This window comes from Mesorhizobium sp. CA14 (assembly GCF_020165195.1).
Classification (GTDB): domain Bacteria; phylum Pseudomonadota; class Alphaproteobacteria; order Rhizobiales; family Rhizobiaceae; genus Mesorhizobium.
In genome coordinates this window covers 109,885-128,261 of sequence record NZ_JAIUHR010000002.1, presented here as the reverse complement: position 1 = coordinate 128,261, position 18,377 = coordinate 109,885, and the positions used below count along the sequence as shown (strand labels likewise).

The window sequence follows — 18,377 nt, the reverse complement described above, 5'->3', positions numbered from 1 at the left end:
TCCTCAGATGAACCAGAGCGCGCCGCCGTCGCAGGCGACGGCTTGGCCGGTGATGTAGGAGGCGCGATCAGAGGCAAGGAAGGCTGCCAGCGCCGCGAACTCTTCGGGACGGCCGATGCGCCTGGCCGGTATGGCCTGGCTCACCTTTGCCAGGTCGAGCTTCGCATCCGCCAGCCTCTCGGTCAGCATATAGCCCGGCATCAGCCTCGGCGCTCGCCTGCACGATCGGCTGTTTTACGATTTCGACATCGGGGCAGTCCCACTGGTCCTCGATGCGGAACCTTCCGACCGGCGCGGCCTTATCTTCATGTTTTGCAGCAGGAGAGAGGGAGGCCATTGAGCAGCATTGCCTGGCGAAGTCTGGCGCTACTGCAGGTGCTTGCACCGATGCTTGCCTCCTGCTCCTCATCTGAAACTATTGACCAGCAATCGAAGCTTGCGGCCTCGTCGGCGCAGGCGGCAGTGCTGGTGAGCGATGCCTGGCTTTCCGGCGCGGCGCCGACACACTACGCATCCTCTGCCTTGCAATCCTTTGCCGGGACGCTCGACGAGGCCGGCCGGCAAGTGGAATCGGCGTCTGCGTCCGACCCGGCAAAGCGAGATGCGTTAGCAGCGGCTGTCAGCCGGCTGTCGAACGCGGCAAAACGGGCCAAAGGCGCGGTCGAGGCCGCACAGCATGCGCAGGTCGGTCAGGCGCAACAGGAGCTTCGGGCCGCGCAAGGCGATCTCGCAACCGCTTATCGAAACTATGTCTCGCCGGAACGATGAAGAAACTTCTGGAAATTTCGCTCGGTGTCGTCACCAGCGTCGGTGGTTTCCTGGAGGTCGGGTCGATGGCGACGGCGGCGCAGGCCGGTGCATTGTTCGGCTACGAGCTCATCTGGGCGATTGTACTTGGCACCGTCTGCATAGCCTTCCTGGTCGAGATGGCTGGCCGGTTCGCCGCCGTGAGCCATCACACCATCGTCGACGGTATTCGCGAACGTTTCGGCTTTCACGCTTTCATTTGGCCGCTGCTTGCGGTCTTGCTGGTCAATTTCCTGGTGCTTTCCGCCGAGATAGGTGGCGTTGCCATTGCCGCCGAGCTTGCCACAGGAATCGGTTTCCAGTGGTGGGCCTTGCCGGTTGCTTTTCTTGCCTGGCTGCTGCTGTGGAAAGGCACGTTCGGCCTCATCGAGAAAGGGGTATCGATGCTTGGCTTGGTCACGCTCTGCTTCGTGGTCGGGGCGGTGATGCTCCGCCCCGAATGGAAAGAGGTGTCGGTCGGGGCCATGCCCAGCCTGCCGCAGCACGACACAGCAAAATACTGGTTCATGGCCGTCAGCATTCTCGGCGCCTCGATCTCGCCTTACCTTTTCATGTTCTATTCCTCTGGCGCGATCGAGGACCAGTGGGACAAGAGCTATCTTGGCGCCAATCGGGCGATAGCCGGTCTTGGCATGGGCTTTGGCGGAACGATTTCGGTGGCCGTTCTGATCGTGGCGGCGCTGGTTCTCGGTGCTCACGGCGTTACCGAAGTGAACGACTATAACCAGCTTCCGCTGCTGCTGATCCCGATCTTCGGCTTCTGGGGCTTCGTCCTTTTCGTTGCTTCGCTAGGCATCGCCTGTTTCGGCGCCGCTCTCGAAGTGGCTTTGCAGCAGGCCTATCTCGTCGCGCAGGGATTCGGCTGGACCTGGGGCGAGGATCTCAAGCCGCGCGACGATCCCGGATTCAGCCTCGTCTACACACTCACGCTTTTCCTTGCCGCCGTTCCGATAGCGCTTGGCGTCGATCCGCTGAGGCTCACCATCTTCTCGATGGCGCTGACCGCGGCCAGCCTGCCGCTGACGGTCGTGCCGTTCCTTTTCCTGCTGAACGACGACCGCTATGTCGGCAAGCATCGCAACGGTGTCATTTCGAACGCGGCCGTGATCTTCGTCATCGCGCTCGGCTTCGTGCTGGCGGTGGTGACCATTCCGCTGCAGATATTCGGAGGCACATGATGCAACTGCTGCGCGATATACTGGACAAGCAGGTCGTCGATCGCGAGCAGGTCAAGATCGGCAAGGTTGATGGCCTGGTCGCAGAGCTGAGGCCGGGGAAGCCGCCCAGGCTCGTTGCCGTCGAACTCGGCTCGATCGCATTGGCGCGCCGGCTTGGCGCGCAGCCTGGCCGATGGGCCGCCCAGCTCGCGGCAAAGCTCAGTGGCAAGCGCCAGGCGAGGCCGCATCGGATCGCGTGGAACAAGGTGCGCGACATCGGCGTCGACATCGAATTCGATATCGACGTTCGCAGGACCAAAATCTTGGCCTGGCAGAACTGGCTTCGCAATTACGTCGTCGGCCGAATCCCGGGAGCCTGAGGATGAACGTGAACCTCGAGCATCTGGCTGGTCGGCGCGTCTGGTCTAAGCGCGGTAGGCCCGTCGGCTACATCGAGGAGATCATCGCCGAGCAGGATGGTGACGATCTCGTCGTTACCGAATTTCATGTCGGCATCTTCGCCGCGTTGGAACGTCTGTCCGCATCGACCGTCGGCACCGCATTGCTCGATTTCTTCGGACTGCGTCGCCGGCCAGGGCTCTATCGCATACCTTGGGACAAGCTCGACATTACCGATCCGACGCACCCGCGGCTGCTCTGCTCGGATGACGAGCTTTCCGGCTTCGAAGATCTTGGCACTGTCGGATAAGCCCAGCCGCCCTCCACCAGCGCGACAGTTGAGACGGAAGCCTTCCGATGTCGAGACGCTTTGCATCGATCGCAGGCGCTCTGCCAGTGTCCGGATGAGCCTCGGCTTGCCGATGCCCAGGCCGCTGGACCGCTATTCTCGCCATATCGCATTTTGCCCAAGGAAACTCCTCGTAGGGCGGAACGATCGAGTCCAACTGCCGTTACCGTCAAAAAGGCAGGAGCGAGCAATGACTGGACGCACGACCCACGATCAGCAGATACGTGTCATCGAGAAGCGTGAGAACACGAAGAACGCGCCCAAGGAATTCGAGGCCGAAGCGGAGCTGAAGCGGTCGGCGGCGGAGCGCGAGGCACGGCGGAAGGGGTCGAGCCTCCAGGGCGACACGCCTGACCTGGTTGATCCAGACGATCGCAATATCCTTCGCGGTAAAAATCAAGAAAGTGCCCATAACAAGAGCCGAGGCTCCAAGTAGGACCGCCTTCCGCGGTAACCCCAGCTGGGGCTCCTGGCAGCAATCGGCGCGGCGCTCTGTCCTTCTCGATAATCTGTGGCAGCAGTTCTTTGCGCACTTGCCCCAGCTTAGAAGGATTCTCGGTTTACCGGTGATTGCGTTCTCGATGATGAGCACTTTGTCGTCAGGCCGCCGACCGCCGTTATATCAACCAAGCGATTGGAACACCTACGGTCGATATGTTTCGACCGGAAAAGGTCTAGCTAAAGGCTGCCCCCGCCTTCGCACGCTCCTGGCGGTGGGTCACCAAAGATCTGGTCACCAAAGATCGCAGCCCCGGTCGCAGACCGGGGCCGCATCGCCAAACTTGGCCTTGGCATGCAAACGAGCTTATACCAGGCGCCTCACGCGGCCGCCTGCAGGGCCCGCTCGTTCGCACCGCTTTCGCCGAGCTTGGTAAGTGCCTCGTCGGTGGCGGATTCTTCCTTGAGGGTCTCGCGCAGCAAGGGGAGGGCGTCTTTCAGCCCCAGTTGCTCCGCCCAGGCGATCAGCGTGCCGTAGCGCGCTATTTCATAGTGCTCGACCGCCTGGGCGGCCGCCACAAGGCCCGCGTCGAGTGCCGGCTCGTCCTTGTATTCCTCGAGGACCTCCGAACCCTCTTCGATGATGCCGTCGATCGCTGGGCAGGTCTTGCCCCGCGCCGGCTTGCCCAACATTTCGAAAACCTGCTCGAGCCGGTCGACCTGTCCTTCCGTCTCGGTGCGATGCTTTTCGAAAGCCGCGCTCACGTCTTCTGCCTGCGCCGCCTTGGCCATCTTCGGCAGTGTCTTCAGAATTTTCTTTTCCGCGTAGTACAGGTCTTTCAGACCGTCCACGAACAGGCTTTCCAGGCCGTTCGCCTTGCCGGACGAACTTTTCTTCACCATCGACGTCTCCTTCGGTTGGGTTGCTGTTCCAAAACCAACAGGATCAAACGATGTTCCCGGTGAGATATTTTGTGACCTTCATATTCGGCAAGGGCACGGCCGGCGGGCCTGCGTCATCTCGGCGGTCCCTTACGGTCGCGCGACCAGAGCTGGTCGAACATGCTGAGCGCGGCACTTGGCCCGACAGGATCCAGCAGCCCTTGCTCGGCGGCTGCCTTCTTAAAGGCCGCAAAAGCGATAGCCGGACGGCAAATCCCGTTGGCCGCGTCTTCCACCAGGCGCACCGCCTTTACATAGCTCGCCGCATCCTTGTTCTTCCAGGTTCCATCAAGAGCTTTCCTGGCGTCCGCGATCGAGGAGACCACCATTGTGCCGCCGTGGACGAAGCGGATGGTAAGCGGCAAGAATCTGCTCATGTCTAGTCACCAGCCTAACCACTCGCTCCGGCGTCAGGCGAGCCGATAAAGGGCGCTATCGAGGCCGCCAACGCGAGAGCGAGAAGGAATGAGTTCATCTGAAAGAATTTCATGGGCGCCACCGCATGGATCGAGACCGCCATAACGAAATTGCCGCCACCCGGTTGCATCCAATCAACCACAGTGGATCAACGCACGAGCCGAGAGGCAAATAATTGAAACTGCAGCCTCGTGCGGCGATGCCAACCCTTTCTGTTCTCCTGCTTCTGTTCACCATTGGAAAGCGCTGATCGGCGGGTGCATCGGCAGCAGTTCGGTCGCGACATCCTATGGTGCCGCTGGTCCCTGATGGTCGTTCTGCTGTGGGTTGCCACTCGGCCCGGATTTTTCTGTTCGGCGCCGAATTTATGCGCGCCTGCTCGGTGAGAGGCGGAAGCCGCGCCGAAGAGAGCTAACGATCTCGACACGCAGGCCGGACCGGCTCTGTAGGACCTCCTCCACAGATACCCAAGAGGCATAGGAGTTTCCGCCTCGGAAGCCACGCAGACGTCAGCGGCTCTACTGCCGGGCCGGAACAAAAGAGCCGATGCGGCAGTTCGGCCCAAGGAAGCAAAGGCGGCATCCACCTACGCACGTTCGGCCGATCCTTTTCCGACGACGTTGAGCGCAGGCGATGACCGAACAAGCCAATAAAGGGGCAGACAGGCCAACGCGCAAAGGGATCGGCAGAGCCGCTGGTTTAGCGTTGATCGCCGGTGCGGCCGATGACGATTGTTCCGCGATCGGGACATATGCCAGTGCAGGGGCAAGGTTCGGGCCGGACCTGCTTTGGACCGCACCCGTGACACTGCCGATGATGTACACGGTCGTGTACCTCTCGTCGAAACTCGGCCAGGTTTCGGGGCGGGGCCTGTTCCAGGTTATTGCGGATTTCTATCCCCGATGGCTGTTATGGTCAGTTCTGGCTGGAGTTCTGATCGGCAACACGATCGAAGCTGCCGCGGATCTCGGCGCCATGGCGGCAGCGATCAACCTCTTCTTGCCATTGCCGATTCCGCTGATCGTCGCTGTGGTTGCGACGTTCATGTTCGCTCTTCAGGTCTTCGGTTCTTACGATCTTCTCAGGAATCTGTTCCGAGTGCTGGCATTGGCGCTGCTCGCCTATGTTGTCTCCGCTTTTCTCGCCAAGCCCGAACTGATGCCGGTGCTAAGCGGTACCTTCCTGCCCAAGGTGCATTTCAACCGTGAGTATTTATCGATCCTCGTTGCGATCATAGGAACAACGCTTTCGGCCTATCTTTACACCTGGCAATCCAATCAGGAGGTGGAAGAGGAGATCGCGGCCGGCCGAACCACGCTTGAAAAACGCAAGGGAGCGACAGCGGAAGAGTTGCGCCGCTCGCGCCGGGACATTCTGGTCGGCATGACCTTTTCCAACCTGATCATGTACTTCATCATTCTTTCGACCGGCTCGACGCTTCACAAAGCCGGCCAAACCCAGATCGAAACGGCGGCCCAGGCGGCCGAAGCGTTGAGACCGCTGGCTGGCGATGCGGCAGGCATACTCTTCGCCGCCGGCGTGATCGGGGTCGGTTTTCTGGCCGTTCCGATCATGACGACCGGCGCCGCTTTCGATCTGGCGCAGGCGATGGGCTGGAAGCATGGCATGAACGCGAAGCCGCAGGACGCGCCGGGCTTCTACCTGGCAACGGGGGCAACGACGCTGGTTGCGGTTGGACTCAACTTTCTCGGTTTCAATCCAATGCGAGCGCTGGTCTGGGCAGGTATCGTGCAAGGTTTTTCCACCCCTCCGCTTCTGCTGCTGATCCTTCTGATGACCAACAATCGCAGGATCATGGGCGACAGGGTCAACAGCCGCAGCACGAACATCCTGGGCGCCGTCACGACCATCGCAATCTTTGCGGCCTCGGCCGGCCTGGTGGCGAGCTGGTTCCTCTAACTCGAACGCGGCTGTCAATCCGCTGGCCAAAGGGCATTCGAGCAAGTTCGTTTCGGATAGGAACGATCATCTTTGTCACGCATTGTCTCTAATCAAGATTCATCTGTCTCTGCTGGGGTTCGAACCGTGTTACCCAATGGTCATGCCGTGCCGGATTGCGCACTGGGGGAAATCTCCGTCGTCGACCTGATCCCTGCTTTGCGCGCTTTTGCGCGTACCTTTTGCCGTGTGCCTGAGGATGCCGACGACCTGGTGCAGGAAACTCTCGTCAAGGGGCTTGCGAATTTGGACAAGTTCGAGCCAGGGACGCGCTTGAAATCCTGGCTGTTCACCATCATGCGCAATACGCACTACACTCGGATCAAGGCGGCCGCCAGGGAAGCTCCCGGGTTGCTCGACTGCGCCTCCAGCCGACCGATTTCGGAAGCCTCCCAGGAATGGTCCATCCGGAGCAAGGAAGTGTACCGGGCCATCCAGAAGCTTCCGGAGCATCAGCGCGAAGTGCTGATGCTGATCGGTGTGCTGGGCGTCAGCTACGAAGAAACGGCTGAGATGTGCGACTGCGCAATTGGAACCGTGAAAAGCCGTCTCAACCGCGCCCGGGCAAGCGTCGTGGAATTCCTCGATGAAAGTTCATCGCAAACGCTGGTCGAAAGATATGACCATCTCTGCGAGGATCAGCACGCGGCGGATAAGTTTCGATGAGCGTTTGCGTCAGTTGCTGGTTTCGCATCGACGCCTTTGGACCAGCGCATTCTGCAACGCAATCGCGAGCTTGGTCAGGCGATCCGGAACTTTTTCCTGTTCGATAGCAGTCAACAATGACGCAATCTCTTGGTCCACCTTTTGGTCCACGCTCGCGTTGTGAGCGAAATCGCGCTGGCTCGGACGAGTCATGGTATTCTCTTAGCAAACAGGGTCCCTTAAATTCACTTGAGACCACAGGCGGTCGGAGTTTGCAAGGCGCCTCCAGCCGCCGATCGGCTTCGACTCCGCACAGGCTGTGGGCAGAGCGAAAACCTCACCTGATCCCTTTGCGCCCTTGCCGGGTCCCAAAAGACGAGAGCCCCGGCGAGCTCAGTCTTTGGGGAGCCGGTTTGCCGCGTTGTCCTGATACTGGTCGGACTTGATGCGATTGCCGTCGAGGCCGCGCTCTTTCGTGTGTTGCTTCTTATCCCGGTTCGACAGGACGTCATTTTCGCCAACCATGTCCTTCGGAAGCTCGGTCTTCGCTCCGGTCCCGGAACCTTTGCCCTGGCTGCCGCGTCCCATGTGTTTCTTGCTGCCGGATGCCATCTTCTTCTCCTCGGCGTCCCAGTCACTGCGAGAGGTGTTTGGCGTCCCAACTTCGCTCTCTCGCTTATGTTCCGTCGCGACGGCGAACAAGAAACGCCGTGCCATCCCAATGACGGAAAGGCATCTCGCCATCAATGATGACGTCCATGCCGCATGTGCGCGCGAGATGGCGGATATCGGAAGAATCGACGGCTGGTGACATGCGATATGAATAGTTGAGAATCGCCGCCAGTCCTGTTGGCCGCAACACCCGCGCCATTTCGCTGAAGTGCCGCTCGGCGATGCCGGCGAGCACCAGATAGGGGAAACAATCTACGGCCAGCACACCATCGAAGCCGGCGACGGCGAATTCACCGAGGTCGAGGCCTGAGGTCTGGCGGAACTCCACATTGGCAAGCCCGGCGCACCGTCGGCGCGCGATCGCGAGCATCCTGGAGGAGATATCGATGCCGACAATGTATTTTACCCTCGCGTGGAGCGCGCGTTCGAAGCGGCCGATGCCACAGCCTATGTCCAGTATCGTCTTGCCCGCGCCGGTGAAGCCCTGTTGTTCCAACCACGAAGCGATCTCGGCCGTTGTAGCCGAAAGCATCTCCTCATCGCCAAGGGACGAGAGTTGGACGCTGGCGGCCGGAGAGATGGCGGCCGCCTGGTCGAAGCCGCTTGCCAGCCGGCCGACAATCAGCTCGCCCGTCTCATCATCCGAGCGGTCATGACGCACGGAAGCTGCCGTGGTCCGGAGATCGTCAAAGACAACCGTCTTGCGGGAAAGGAGCATGGCCACCTGCTCGAGCCAGCCGCGCCGGTGGAGGGCATCTGAACGCATGTCCAGCGCGATATCGGCCAGCTCCGCCGCCTCGGTGTCCGTCAGGTAAAGGGCCAATCTGGCAATCGCGACTTCGGCGGGAAGATCATTCGCCATGCAAGTCTCGAGAACGCGCCGCGCGATCGTCCTCTCTGTTTCCGCTACGGTCATGACGGCGGCGCGTTCCGGGTCCATACCCTTTGCTCCGTCCACCGGTCCACGGCCCCCCAGCTGTATTTGTAGCTTTCCCGGCCGCGCAAAAAATCGAACTCCCGTGCTCCCTCCCGAGCGGCTTCGGCAATGGCCCTGCCGATCAGGATTGCGCCGGGACTCTCCTCCGCATAGGCGGGGTCGAAACCTCCGAGATAGGCATAGGCGCGATCACGGTGATGGAACCCGTAATAGGCGCCCGCGACAGTGCCGCCGATCTCGACCAGCCAGCATCGGGCCAGGCCGTTTGCGGCCAGGCGCGGCAAGGCCCTCCTATGGAATTCCTGTGCGCTGTCGGTGAGTACGCCCTGTCCAGCCCAACGGGCGCTGTGCAGTCGGACCAACTGATCGATGAATACCTTCGGATCGGTCTCATATCGCCCGATGGCCACATGCCCTCGCCGTTGCGCGGCTCTCTCGGCGCGGCGCAACTGCCGCCGTCGCCGGGCAGGTACCGAGCTTGCAGACACGTCATCGCCGTGAAGTGAGAGCACTGGACAAGCGGCATGGTTCGAGGTTCGGCTCTCCTCGATATTCGTCAGCCTAAGGCGAAGGGAGGCAGCCCCGGCCGGCAGATCCGGCAGGATCCATTGCGACCATTCCAGTGAGAGCGCTGCCTCGGCGATGGCGGCGCTTACCGCTGCTTCCTGCTCGGGGGTGCATAGAATATCGAGGTAATCGCTCAGCGAGATCCCGACCGGCAGCAGTCGCCGGCCAGAAACATGCGGTTCAAGATAGAGGGGCGCCAGGCCGACAAGATCATGTCCGCTCCACACGACGATCATGGCGAGATCCCCCGGCGAGAATGTCCGCCACCACGGCACCAGCCAGGCGGGCGACTGGAAAGGCGTAGCGGTGGCGCTTTGCGACCAGAGCTGCCACCAACGCGGCTCGAGGTCATCGAACGCGGCTTGGTCTCGGATGATACCGGCACGCAGGCCGCTCACTGAGCCCCCCTCAGCCCTGCGCGCGAAGCGCCGACCTTTGCCAGCGCCTGATAGGCATCCATATAGGCCGAAACCATGCGATCGAGCGAAAAGCGGCGCCGCGCCTCGGCCCGGCATGTCTCGCTGTCGAGGTTGGCGCAGGCAAGGATCGCCTCCGCCATCTCATCGATGTCGTTGACGAGAAACCCCGTCTTGCCGTGTTCGACGACGTCGGGCAGGGCGCCATTCGGAAAGGCGACGACGGGCGTGCCGCAGGCGAGAGCCTCCATGGCAACCAGCGAGCTCGTTTCTGCGGCAAGGCTCGGAACGACCAGACAGCGGGCGGCGTTGAGAAGCCGCCGCTTGGCGGAAAAACCCAGCGGTCCCAGGAAGCGCCGCCGCCTGTCGAGGCGCGGCGCCACCTCGTCGGCAAAATACTGGACATGTGTCTGATAGGGGTAAATCCGGCCGCCGATCGCAAGCGGCACGGAGGCGCGTCTGGCGGCTTCGATCGCCAGGTGGATGCCCTTTTCCGGGCAAACGCGGCTCAGCACGAGCGCGAAATCGCGACGCGACCACGGCCCATGGAGCGCATCGACGTCGACGCCGTTTGGAATGGGCGCGATCAGCCTTGATCCAGCCGGCGCGGTCTTTTGCTGTGCCTCCGACACCGCGTGCAGCCACAGGTCCTCACGTGCCGGCCTCAGGACTTCGGGCGGATACCAGGCGAGCGGCAGGTGCAGCGTCACCAGCGTCGGGCCGTCGTCAGGCAGGTAGGCGCCGAAATCGATACCGTGCAGGTGAACGACGTCGATCGGCCAGCGCGCCCGGGCTGCAGCGATCGCCGCGCAATGCGCTTGCTGGGCACGGTCCTTTGCCGCCTCGTCGAGCGGGCCTGTTTCGGCTGGCGTCTCAACGAGGGTACCGGCTGCGCTGGAACCGTGGCAGGCGACCACGACGGAACGATGGCCCTGCCGCACCAGCGCGCGATCAAGGGCGGACAGCACCTGCTCGGCGCCGCCGACAGCATCGAGGCCGACGGGGGCAAGCGGGTAGGCGACGTTGAGCACGGTGAGCGTCATGGTTGATCGGCGAATTCAGCCGGCGCATCGGACGACCGATCGGCGGATGACATGATGATCTCACGCGGCCGATGCGCGCCGCACCGGCATCTCGGCATCACGCGCGCCAGGGGCGTAGCGGCGGATCATGGCCTGGCAGAATTCGGCGAATTCCTCGGGCGCCTGTGGCGGGCTGGTGTGATGCGGCTGCAGGCCGCGATGTTCTGGCGTGAAGCAGAAGGTGACGGTGACATCGAAGTCGGCCAGCGCTTCCATCTGGCGGTCGAACCAGTCGATGGCATTCGGCCTGAAGCTGTCGGCCCAGGAGAGGCCCGTGCGCAGATTTGTGACGCCCAGACGCTTCATCCAGGCGACGGCATCGTCCAGCCGGTGGTCCTCAAAATGGAACCACTGGACCAGCCCCATGTGGGGCGTATGGCGCACGAACTCTTCGAGCGCCGGCTTGGGCGTGCCATCCTCACGCAGCAGACCCATGTAGAAATGACGGTAATAGGACGAGCCTTCCACCTCGCGATGCCGCGTCGTGGCGCCCCACGCATGCGGCAGATCGTAGAGGCTATACCATTGCACGCGGGGCGCATTGCCCAGCAACAACTCCGCAGTCCGGCGCAGACCCCAGAGCTGGACCTCCTCGGCGCCGAAACTCGACACACCGGCCTCGCTGATCCAGATCGGCAGATCGGTTATTGCGGCGATCTCGCCGAGCTTTTGCGGCCACTCGTGGATCTGCCAAAGGTTCCAGTCGAGCGGGAAGCCGTGCACGGCGACGGCATCGACATGATCGAGCACGCCGTACCCCTTCATCAGCGACATGAAGCCGGCATCGATCGGGGAAATGCCGCCGAGAATTCTGGTGATTGCCGGATTTTCGAGGCCGATGGCGTCGGCCGCCAGGATCGCCATGCTGGCAAAGCGGCTCCAGTCCGGATCGAGCTCTGGGTCCCAATGCGACTTGTTGTTGGGCTCGTTCCAGATCATCGCGGCTTCAATCATCGTTTCGTCCTTTCACAGGGTAAACGGCGCCTTCGCCGGCCGGCTCACCAGCCGCCCGGCAGAAATAAACCTCGTCCTCCGGGTGCATCAGGATCTCGAAACCGGCGCTACGCAGCATCGCCTCGATGCAGCCGCGGTTCGGGATCCACCAGTTGGTCGGGTCGTCTGCATAGCGGTGCTCGATGAAATGCAGCTTCGGAAATTCAGGCCGATCGAACAGGTCCTGCGTCCAGAAATCGTAGTTTTGTTCGAGCGCGAAGACCTCGCTGCTCCCGCGTTGCATCGACTGGAAAATCATCACGTCTCGCGCGACGTGCTGGCGGATCAGGTCGAGCGCCAGCAACGGGTGCCGCAGGTGATAGAGCACCCCCATGAAGAGCACGATGTCGAAAGTCTCGCCAAGGGCGCCGACGTCATAGACCGACAGTTCGCGGAACTCGATGTCGCAATCGGCGACTTCGGCGGCAAAGCGCGCCTGTGACAGATAACCCGCGTCGAAGTCTATGCCGAGCACCCGGTCGGCGCCCCGCCGTTTCATTTCGATCGAATAGAAGCCGGCGTTGCAGCCGATGTCGAGCACGGACTTGCCCGAGAGATCGGCTGGAATCGCGTGCGCGAATTTGCGCCACTTGACCAGCGGATAGTTGCCGAGGAAATGATCGGGAGCGGTCTGCACGCCGGCCAGTTCCATGTTGTGAAACCAGGGCCCCAGCGCGTCGATGCGGCGGCGGATTTCCGCGTCGGAATGCAGCATGGGTCAACCTCCTTCGCCAGGCAAGGTCGGTACCGGCGAGCGGCCTGAAGGCACGGTTATTGGCGTGCCTTCTTCCGCTATGTTGTTGTTTTCAAGCAATCGGAGCGCCGTGCGGTAGCCGTTGAACGTCCCGACGTCGACGTAGGCGGTGCCCGCCTTCACGCCCCAGGCTTCGCCACCGGCGGCCAGATAGGCATTGACCAGCGTGCCGAAATACTCGTCGCGACCGTCCCGCTCGCGCCAGAGAGCTGCAAGCCGGTGAAAGATGCTGCCCGGCATTTTGAATGCACCCCAGACCCACTCCGTTGCCGCGTTCCGCTGTTTGACCTGGATCTGCTCGACCCGGCTATCCTGATCGACGAGCACGGCGTCAAAAAGCTCGGGGCGGTCTACAGGAAACAGCAGGAACGACAGCCGGTCCTCCGCAAGACGGCAAAAGCCGTCCTCCGGAAACCAGATCGTATCCGGGAGCCCGATCAGGACCGTCTCTTCCGACGGGACGAGCGGCTCGGCGCGGAAGATCGCGTCGCAAAGGCCGACCGGAGAGGGCTGCGCCACGAAAATTGCGGCAGCTCTGTCATAGCCGGCCGCATAATATTCGAGGATATCCGATTTACCCGAACCGATGACGAAGCAGATTCTGTCGACCCCGTTACGCACCATCCTGCGCACCAGATATTCGCTGACGGCGCAGGGACGTTCGGTGTGCCCGTCCATTCGGCTGCCTACAGGCAGCAGTTCCTTGGAAAAGCCAAGCGGTTGAATGCGACTGCCCCGCCCGGCGGCAGGTACGATACCCAGCATCAGACGGCTTCCTTCATGGCTTCGCCTGCTTGCGCCCCAGCGGCCTCGCTCAGGATCCGATCCAGTTCCGCGGCGCGTCGCGTCGATGTGTGTTCATCGAGAACGCGCTCGCGGGCCCGGCGGCGCAGCGTCTCGAGCTCGGTATCCGGCAAACCGAGCGCGGCGACCACGTCTTCGGTAGAATGTGCAAGCAGGATCTCTTTGCCAGGCTCGAAGAAGCTGTCGAGGCCTGGCCAGTCGTCGGAAATGATCGCCGCGCCGCAGGCTGCCGCTTCGAACAACCGGCCCGACGGACACCAGCCCTTGCGCGCCATCGCTTCGCGGGTGACGTTCAGGGTCAGGCGCGACGAGCAGAAGAAGGCCGGATGGTCGGCAGGCGGCAGATGCCTGACAAAGAAGATGTTGTCGCTCCACGGAAAATCCTGAGGATATTGCGCGCCGCCGATGACGAAGCGGCGATCCGGCATGCGCAGAGCTGGCGCGACCAGCAATTTCTCGACGCTCGGCTGGCGATCTTGGGCATAGGTGCCGAGATAGGACAGATCGCCGGCGAATTCGGGCCTGGGCTGCGCCGGCCGATGGCGGTCGGGATCGACATGACCATAGAGCGGCAGCACCAGACGCGCGCCCAGCATGGTCTTTAGCGCATCGAGCGCCGGGCCGCCGGTATAGCTCAGCACCAGGTCGAAATCGCGAAGACCTTCCGGGCCGAAATAGGATGGCTGGTCGCCTTGTTCGATACGCGCCAGCGTCACCGCGGTGTCGAGATCGTAGAACACCTTCAACCCGCGACAGCACTCTTGCGCCAGGTGCGAGGCTTCAACTGCATCCGGGCAATAGGACGTAACGATCACAACGTCGGCTTCCCGGACCACGTTGGCCGCGGCCTGCGCGATGTCGTCCCAAGACGTATAGAGCACGATCTCGCCACCATCGAGGTGATCGAGATCCCTTGCGCCGGCGTAGTAGGGCGTGTCGCGTTCGAAGAAGCTGATGCGCCAGCCGAGCGGCGCCAATGCGCGTATCAGCCCGCGCCAGAGCGTGGCATGCCCGTTTCCCCATGAGGAGGTGACAGTAAGGCCGAAGATCGCCATCCGCATCGGGCTGCTCCGTCAAGCGACTTCATTCAGGCGAATGAGCTTCGAACCCCAGTCGCCATGAACGATTGTGGTGATCGATGCGGGTTCGACGTCGAAGCGGAAGCAATCGCCCAGCTGAAGGCCGAGGACCTTGCACACGGCGGCCTTGATGACGTCCGCATGGCTGATCAGCGCAACATACTGGTTGGGGGTCTGCCGGCGCAGCGCATCCATCAGGCCGATAACCCGCTGCTGCGTGTCCTGCATGGTCTCGCCGCCGGGCGTGCGTGCGCTCTGGCGCTGGTCATTCCATATTCGCCAGGCGGCATCGCCATTCAGCTCTTCAAACGTCTTGCCGGACCACGCGCCGTAGTCGATCTCGTCCAATTCCTGGCAGATCGCGATCTGCTCGACGTTGCAGGCGATGGCGATCGGTTTCGCTGTTTCCAAGGTGCGCTTGCGCGGACTGCTGAAGATCGCGGCAAGCGGCTCCTTCGCCATGCGCCGCGCAAGCTGCAGCGCCTGCACCTGGCCGGCGCGGCCAAGGTCCATATCCTCTAGACGGCCGGCCAAACAGCGGTCGACATCGTCATGCGCGGCATGCCGGACGAGGAAGAAGATCGTGGTCATTCGGCTGCGTCGAGCATCGGCTCGTCCCTGCCGGCGATGAAGGCGAGCGTGCGCAGGCGGGCCTCGGCATCGGTGAACTGCTCCGGCGGCGACTTCATGAAATAGCTGCAAGGCCCCGTGAGCGCGCCGGCAATGCCGCGATCGAGGGCCAGCTTGGCGCAGCGCACGGCATCGATCACCACGCCGGCGGAATTCGGCGAATCCCAGACCTCCAGCTTGAGCTCGGCATTCAGCGGCACGCCCCCGAACGTCGTGCCCTCGACGCGGATATAGGCCCATTTGCGATCGGTGAGCCAAGGCACGTGGTCGCTGGGTCCGACATGGATGTTGCCCGGCTCGAGCGGAATATCGATCTGGCTGGTGACGGACTGCGTCTTGGAGATTTTCTTGGATTCCAGCCGCTCCCGCTCCAGCATGTTGAGGAAGTCGGTGTTGCCGCCGAAATTGAGCTGGTAAGTGCGGTCGATGCGCACCCCGCGCTCCCGGAAGAGATTGGCGAGCAGCCGATGGACGATGGTCGCGCCGACCTGGCTCTTGATGTCGTCGCCGACAAGGGGCAGGCCACGCTCCTCGAAACGCCGGCGCCATTCCGGCCGCGAAGCGATAAAGACCGGTATGCAGTTGACGAAGGCGCATCCGGCTGCCAGCGCACATTCGGCATAGAAGCGGGTGGCCGCTTCCGATCCGACGGGCAGATAGGACACCAGCACCTCGGCTCCGCTTTCCCGAAGCCTCGCGGTCACGTCGGCGACCGGTTCATCCGCTTCCTCGACGATATCGCGCAGGTATTTGCCGATGCCGTCGAGGGTCGGTCCGCGGTGCACTCGCACGCCGATCGGCGCCACATCGGCAAAGCGGAAGGTGTTGTTGGGCGCGCTGTAGATCGCCTCGGCCACATCGCGCCCAACCTTGTCCTTCGCGACATCGAAGGCGCAGACGACTTCGACGTCGTCGACGTGGTAGCCGCCGAGATCGGCATGCATCAGTCCGGGGATCGGCTCGTTGCTTTCTGCCTGGCGATAGTAGGTGAGGCCTTGCACGAGGGAGGATGCGCAATTGCCGACACCGACGATGCCGATGCGAACCTTTTTCGATGTCACGAAACCGCCGCCTCTGCTGTTGGGGGTATGTTCCTTGCCGCCGAACTGGGACCGCCCAGGAATGTTCCTTGCCGACGGAAAAATTGCGGATCGCTGGTCAGCGCTTACGACGGCGCGGTGCTGCCGAACCGAGAAGGGCGCGCCTGCTGGAACGGAACCTCGCCCATCCTGCAAAGTTAAAGCGCGGGAGCGAAAGTTAAAGCGCGGGAGCGATTGTCATGTCAGCAAACGCCGGCCTTCCGCTGGGCTTCGCATTTTGGTTTCTTGCCTATGGCAGCAGCTGGGTCGCAGCCGAGGAACTCGGGCATCAACAAGCGAAGGTCGTCAAACCTGCGATCGAGCCCGTGGCTCCCGCTGCGCCGCAATCCTCGAACCCAACCGCATCCCAAGACCCGCCGGGCAGCGGGTTGTCGCTGTTCCTGAGCAATGGTTGCGGTGCATGCCATACCATAAGAGGCACCGAGGCCCGCGGGACGATTGGTCCGGACCTTTCCCATGTCGGATCGCGAACAGCGATCGGCGCCGGGGTCCTGCCGAACACCGAGGAAGCCTTTGCACGTTTCGTCGCTCGCCCTGATCTGTTCAAGCCAGGCGTGAAAATGCCGGCGTTCGACATGCTGCCGCAAACCGAAATCCAGACGATCGCGCGATATTTGAAAGCCTTGCAGTGATGCCCGGTTCTCGTGCCGAATCCGGGACAGCGTCGTCCAATGCCACTGCCGAAGAAGACGTCGTTCGCGTGGCGAACCAGCCGATGATGATCCGCCTGAAGCATGTCGTATTCGGCGCCATCGGTTTGCCCGTCGTCCTGTTGCTTGGGGCATGGATCGGCTTTTTCAACGTCGGCGCCAGCAGCGGCCATTGGAAGGTGACGGCCTGGTTCCTTCAACTCGCCATGCGCTCGGCCGTCCGCACTTATGCGTTGGCCGTCGACGCGCCGAAAACGCTCGACCGGCGGGGGCTCCCGGCGGCAGCCGGACATTTTGCGCGAGGCTGCGCGATCTGCCACGGCGCACCTGGCGAGCTCCGCTCGCCGGCGGTGCTGCGGATGCTTCCGCAACCGCCGGATCTTGCGCTCACGGTCGGAGATTGGACCGACGCCCAGCTTTTTCGGATCGTCAAGCATGGAATACGGTTCACCGGCATGCCCGCCTGGCCGGCCCGCGACCGCGATGACGAGGTCTGGGCAATGGTTGCTTTCCTGCGGGAACTCCCAAAGCTCGATCCGAATGAATTTCGGGTGCTTGCCTTGAATGGCAGCGATGCAACTGACAGCGATAGGCAACCCGCCACCCCGGATGTGATCTCCGACTGCGTGCGCTGCCACGGAGGCGACGGCGAGGGGAGGGGTGACGCCGTGCCCGCGCTGGCCGGACAGAAAGAAGCTTACCTGCTCGCTAGCCTCCAGGCCTATGCCAAAGGAGACCGCACGAGCGGCTTCATGGCTCTGCCGGTGACAGGAATAGCTCCTGACGAAATGGCCGCGCTTGCCCGGTATTTTGCGACGCTGCCACCGGCCTCGGGGGAACACGATCAAATCCCGGCGGAGGTGATCAACGGCGGACGGCAAATCGCAGAAGCCGGAATTCCGGAGCGGAACGTGCCTGCCTGCGCCGGCTGTCACATCGGCTCCGACAAAAATCCGATCTATCCGCGCCTCGACGGTCAGCACGCCGCTTACCTTGAACAACAATTGAAGCTGTTCCGGTCCGAGAGCCGAGGCGGCACGCCATTCTGGCATATCATGGCGACTGCCGCCCAACGCCTCACCGACGATGATATACGGGCGGTATCGGCCTATTTTTCCAAACGGGCAGAAAATTCTCAGCAACCACCATAATACGTCGCCCGGAGGCATTGCCGAGCCGAGAGCGCCTGCCGCCCAGGGCGCGCCTCGAAATCGGTTCAAGGAACTTTATCCCATCCTGCCAGTTCCAACAGCGCACAGACGGCCTGAGCAGACAGCCGGCTGAAGCATCCTTTGCGGGTGAACCAGGCTGAATGCACTTCCGGTGGCCTCACGAGACATGCAATTTCGGGACTGCAGCTTGTCCCGGCACCTCGTCGCAGCTATGGCGCGTAGATGCCGCAGAACAGAAGAACGCCGCCGATCAGGCAGAAGGCGAGGAGTGTCGCAACGTAGAATCCGGGTTCGCGAAAAATCCTGGTATCGCGTTTCAGACTCACGGCTCAGCCTCTTCGGGACTCTACGAAGCCCTCAACACGGAACGGGACCGGCGAGTTCCGGATGCTGTATTTCCTCTGTTTC

23 protein-coding genes are annotated in these 18,377 nt (G+C 62.1%); 9 read left to right on the top strand and 14 right to left on the bottom strand.

Annotated features, from left to right (window positions below; translation table 11 throughout):
* Positions 1-3: 3 nt before the first annotated feature.
* Positions 4-201, bottom strand: coding sequence for an SDR family oxidoreductase (locus LB565_RS02905; RefSeq protein WP_318012113.1), 198 nt, complete (start codon positions 199-201; stop codon positions 4-6).
* Between the two features lie 135 nt (positions 202-336).
* Between LB565_RS02905 and LB565_RS02900 the strand changes: the two genes are divergently transcribed.
* The 5 genes from LB565_RS02900 to LB565_RS02880 all read left to right on the top strand — a co-directional run bounded on the left by LB565_RS02900 (position 337) and on the right by LB565_RS02880 (position 3,148).
* Positions 337-768 carry a hypothetical protein gene (locus LB565_RS02900; RefSeq protein WP_224581671.1) on the top strand — a complete coding sequence of 144 codons (432 nt, stop codon included), beginning with the start codon at positions 337-339 and terminating at the stop codon, positions 766-768.
* On the top strand, positions 765-1,985 hold the full coding sequence (locus LB565_RS02895) for an NRAMP family divalent metal transporter (protein WP_224581670.1): 1,221 nt from the start codon (positions 765-767) through the stop codon (positions 1,983-1,985). The genes LB565_RS02900 and LB565_RS02895 overlap by 4 nt, the downstream gene beginning before the upstream one ends.
* The gene (locus LB565_RS02890; RefSeq protein WP_224581669.1) at positions 1,985-2,344 is read left to right on the top strand and encodes a hypothetical protein; all 360 of its coding nucleotides are present in this window, start codon (positions 1,985-1,987) and stop codon (positions 2,342-2,344) included. Before LB565_RS02895 ends, LB565_RS02890 begins: the two co-directional genes overlap by 1 nt.
* Positions 2,345-2,346: 2 nt before the next feature.
* Positions 2,347-2,673 (top strand): hypothetical protein, encoded by a 327-nt coding sequence (locus LB565_RS02885; protein ID WP_224581668.1) that lies wholly within the window; start codon positions 2,347-2,349, stop codon positions 2,671-2,673.
* Between the two features lie 229 nt (positions 2,674-2,902).
* Entirely contained in the window at positions 2,903-3,148 is a 246-nt protein-coding gene (locus LB565_RS02880) for a hypothetical protein (RefSeq protein WP_224581667.1), read from the top strand.
* A 383-nt stretch (positions 3,149-3,531) separates the two neighbouring features.
* Here the strand turns inward: LB565_RS02880 and LB565_RS02875 are convergent, their stop codons facing one another.
* Together LB565_RS02875 and LB565_RS02870 are read right to left on the bottom strand one after the other, a co-directional pair.
* Complete coding sequence (locus LB565_RS02875) at positions 3,532-4,053, bottom strand: ferritin-like domain-containing protein (RefSeq protein WP_224581666.1); 522 nt, start codon at positions 4,051-4,053, stop codon at positions 3,532-3,534.
* Positions 4,054-4,166: 113 nt separating this feature from the next.
* A complete protein-coding gene (locus LB565_RS02870) occupies positions 4,167-4,469 on the bottom strand; it encodes a DUF982 domain-containing protein (RefSeq protein ID WP_224512764.1) in 303 nt (100 codons plus the stop codon).
* Between the two features lie 673 nt (positions 4,470-5,142).
* Here LB565_RS02870 and LB565_RS02865 point away from each other — a divergent pair.
* A complete protein-coding gene (locus LB565_RS02865) occupies positions 5,143-6,429 on the top strand; it encodes an Nramp family divalent metal transporter (RefSeq protein ID WP_224581665.1) in 1,287 nt (428 codons plus the stop codon).
* Between the two features lie 147 nt (positions 6,430-6,576).
* On the top strand, positions 6,577-7,134 hold the full coding sequence (locus LB565_RS02860) for a sigma-70 family RNA polymerase sigma factor (protein WP_224581930.1): 558 nt from the start codon (positions 6,577-6,579) through the stop codon (positions 7,132-7,134).
* A gap of 9 nt (positions 7,135-7,143) precedes the next feature.
* On the opposite strand, the gene LB565_RS02855 is transcribed toward LB565_RS02860, so the two are convergent.
* The 11 genes from LB565_RS02855 to LB565_RS02805 all read right to left on the bottom strand — a co-directional run bounded on the left by LB565_RS02855 (position 7,144) and on the right by LB565_RS02805 (position 16,108).
* Positions 7,144-7,326 (bottom strand): hypothetical protein, encoded by a 183-nt coding sequence (locus LB565_RS02855; protein ID WP_224581664.1) that lies wholly within the window; start codon positions 7,324-7,326, stop codon positions 7,144-7,146.
* A gap of 180 nt (positions 7,327-7,506) precedes the next feature.
* The gene (locus tag LB565_RS02850) at positions 7,507-7,725 is read right to left on the bottom strand and encodes a hypothetical protein (RefSeq protein ID WP_224581663.1); all 219 of its coding nucleotides are present in this window, start codon (positions 7,723-7,725) and stop codon (positions 7,507-7,509) included.
* Positions 7,726-7,789: 64 nt separating this feature from the next.
* Positions 7,790-8,725: a class I SAM-dependent methyltransferase gene (locus LB565_RS02845; protein WP_224581662.1), complete on the bottom strand. Its 936-nt coding sequence runs from the start codon at positions 8,723-8,725 to the stop codon at positions 7,790-7,792.
* Complete coding sequence (locus LB565_RS02840) at positions 8,698-9,687, bottom strand: GNAT family N-acetyltransferase (RefSeq protein ID WP_224581661.1); 990 nt, start codon at positions 9,685-9,687, stop codon at positions 8,698-8,700. Before LB565_RS02840 ends, LB565_RS02845 begins: the two co-directional genes overlap by 28 nt.
* Entirely contained in the window at positions 9,684-10,748 is a 1,065-nt protein-coding gene (locus LB565_RS02835) for a glycosyltransferase (RefSeq protein ID WP_224581660.1), read from the bottom strand. The genes LB565_RS02840 and LB565_RS02835 overlap by 4 nt, the downstream gene beginning before the upstream one ends.
* Before the next feature lie 60 nt (positions 10,749-10,808).
* Positions 10,809-11,741: a beta-xylosidase gene (locus LB565_RS02830; protein WP_224581659.1), complete on the bottom strand. Its 933-nt coding sequence runs from the start codon at positions 11,739-11,741 to the stop codon at positions 10,809-10,811.
* Positions 11,734-12,495: a TIGR04290 family methyltransferase gene (locus LB565_RS02825; RefSeq protein WP_224581658.1), complete on the bottom strand. Its 762-nt coding sequence runs from the start codon at positions 12,493-12,495 to the stop codon at positions 11,734-11,736. Before LB565_RS02825 ends, LB565_RS02830 begins: the two co-directional genes overlap by 8 nt.
* A gap of 3 nt (positions 12,496-12,498) precedes the next feature.
* Positions 12,499-13,299 carry a sugar phosphate nucleotidyltransferase gene (locus LB565_RS02820; RefSeq protein ID WP_224581657.1) on the bottom strand — a complete coding sequence of 267 codons (801 nt, stop codon included), beginning with the start codon at positions 13,297-13,299 and terminating at the stop codon, positions 12,499-12,501.
* Positions 13,299-14,399: a glycosyltransferase gene (locus tag LB565_RS02815; RefSeq protein WP_224581656.1), complete on the bottom strand. Its 1,101-nt coding sequence runs from the start codon at positions 14,397-14,399 to the stop codon at positions 13,299-13,301. Before LB565_RS02815 ends, LB565_RS02820 begins: the two co-directional genes overlap by 1 nt.
* Before the next feature lie 12 nt (positions 14,400-14,411).
* Entirely contained in the window at positions 14,412-15,008 is a 597-nt protein-coding gene (locus tag LB565_RS02810) for a histidine phosphatase family protein (RefSeq protein ID WP_224581655.1), read from the bottom strand.
* Entirely contained in the window at positions 15,005-16,108 is a 1,104-nt protein-coding gene (locus LB565_RS02805) for an inositol-3-phosphate synthase (protein WP_224581654.1), read from the bottom strand. Before LB565_RS02805 ends, LB565_RS02810 begins: the two co-directional genes overlap by 4 nt.
* A gap of 218 nt (positions 16,109-16,326) precedes the next feature.
* Here LB565_RS02805 and LB565_RS02800 point away from each other — a divergent pair, with 218 nt between their 5' ends.
* Complete coding sequence (locus tag LB565_RS02800) at positions 16,327-16,779, top strand: c-type cytochrome (protein WP_224581653.1); 453 nt, start codon at positions 16,327-16,329, stop codon at positions 16,777-16,779.
* Between the two features lie 83 nt (positions 16,780-16,862).
* Entirely contained in the window at positions 16,863-17,948 is a 1,086-nt protein-coding gene (locus LB565_RS02795) for a c-type cytochrome (protein WP_224581652.1), read from the top strand.
* Positions 17,949-18,377: the final 429 nt, after the last annotated feature.

What these genes read in the sequence shown, in the direction of transcription:
- LB565_RS02855 (WP_224581664.1), bottom strand. Translation starts at nt 7,326, where the DNA reads ATGACTCGTCCGAGCCAGCGCGATTTCGCTCACAACGCGAGCGTGGAC.
- LB565_RS02880 (WP_224581667.1), top strand. Translation starts at nt 2,903, where the DNA reads ATGACTGGACGCACGACCCACGATCAGCAGATACGTGTCATCGAGAAG.
- LB565_RS02870 (WP_224512764.1), bottom strand. Translation starts at nt 4,469, where the DNA reads ATGAGCAGATTCTTGCCGCTTACCATCCGCTTCGTCCACGGCGGCACA.
- LB565_RS02830 (WP_224581659.1), bottom strand. Translation starts at nt 11,741, where the DNA reads ATGATTGAAGCCGCGATGATCTGGAACGAGCCCAACAACAAGTCGCAT.
- LB565_RS02850 (WP_224581663.1), bottom strand. Translation starts at nt 7,725, where the DNA reads ATGGCATCCGGCAGCAAGAAACACATGGGACGCGGCAGCCAGGGCAAA.
- LB565_RS02810 (WP_224581655.1), bottom strand. Translation starts at nt 15,008, where the DNA reads ATGACCACGATCTTCTTCCTCGTCCGGCATGCCGCGCATGACGATGTC.
- LB565_RS02815 (WP_224581656.1), bottom strand. Translation starts at nt 14,399, where the DNA reads ATGCGGATGGCGATCTTCGGCCTTACTGTCACCTCCTCATGGGGAAAC.
- LB565_RS02890 (WP_224581669.1), top strand. Translation starts at nt 1,985, where the DNA reads ATGCAACTGCTGCGCGATATACTGGACAAGCAGGTCGTCGATCGCGAG.
- LB565_RS02895 (WP_224581670.1), top strand. Translation starts at nt 765, where the DNA reads ATGAAGAAACTTCTGGAAATTTCGCTCGGTGTCGTCACCAGCGTCGGT.
- LB565_RS02875 (WP_224581666.1), bottom strand. Translation starts at nt 4,053, where the DNA reads ATGGTGAAGAAAAGTTCGTCCGGCAAGGCGAACGGCCTGGAAAGCCTG.
- LB565_RS02905 (WP_318012113.1), bottom strand. Translation starts at nt 201, where the DNA reads ATGCCGGGCTATATGCTGACCGAGAGGCTGGCGGATGCGAAGCTCGAC.
- LB565_RS02800 (WP_224581653.1), top strand. Translation starts at nt 16,327, where the DNA reads ATGTCAGCAAACGCCGGCCTTCCGCTGGGCTTCGCATTTTGGTTTCTT.
- LB565_RS02885 (WP_224581668.1), top strand. Translation starts at nt 2,347, where the DNA reads ATGAACGTGAACCTCGAGCATCTGGCTGGTCGGCGCGTCTGGTCTAAG.
- LB565_RS02865 (WP_224581665.1), top strand. Translation starts at nt 5,143, where the DNA reads ATGACCGAACAAGCCAATAAAGGGGCAGACAGGCCAACGCGCAAAGGG.
- LB565_RS02825 (WP_224581658.1), bottom strand. Translation starts at nt 12,495, where the DNA reads ATGCTGCATTCCGACGCGGAAATCCGCCGCCGCATCGACGCGCTGGGG.
- LB565_RS02845 (WP_224581662.1), bottom strand. Translation starts at nt 8,725, where the DNA reads ATGGACCCGGAACGCGCCGCCGTCATGACCGTAGCGGAAACAGAGAGG.
- LB565_RS02795 (WP_224581652.1), top strand. Translation starts at nt 16,863, where the DNA reads ATGATGATCCGCCTGAAGCATGTCGTATTCGGCGCCATCGGTTTGCCC.
- LB565_RS02820 (WP_224581657.1), bottom strand. Translation starts at nt 13,299, where the DNA reads ATGCTGGGTATCGTACCTGCCGCCGGGCGGGGCAGTCGCATTCAACCG.
- LB565_RS02835 (WP_224581660.1), bottom strand. Translation starts at nt 10,748, where the DNA reads ATGACGCTCACCGTGCTCAACGTCGCCTACCCGCTTGCCCCCGTCGGC.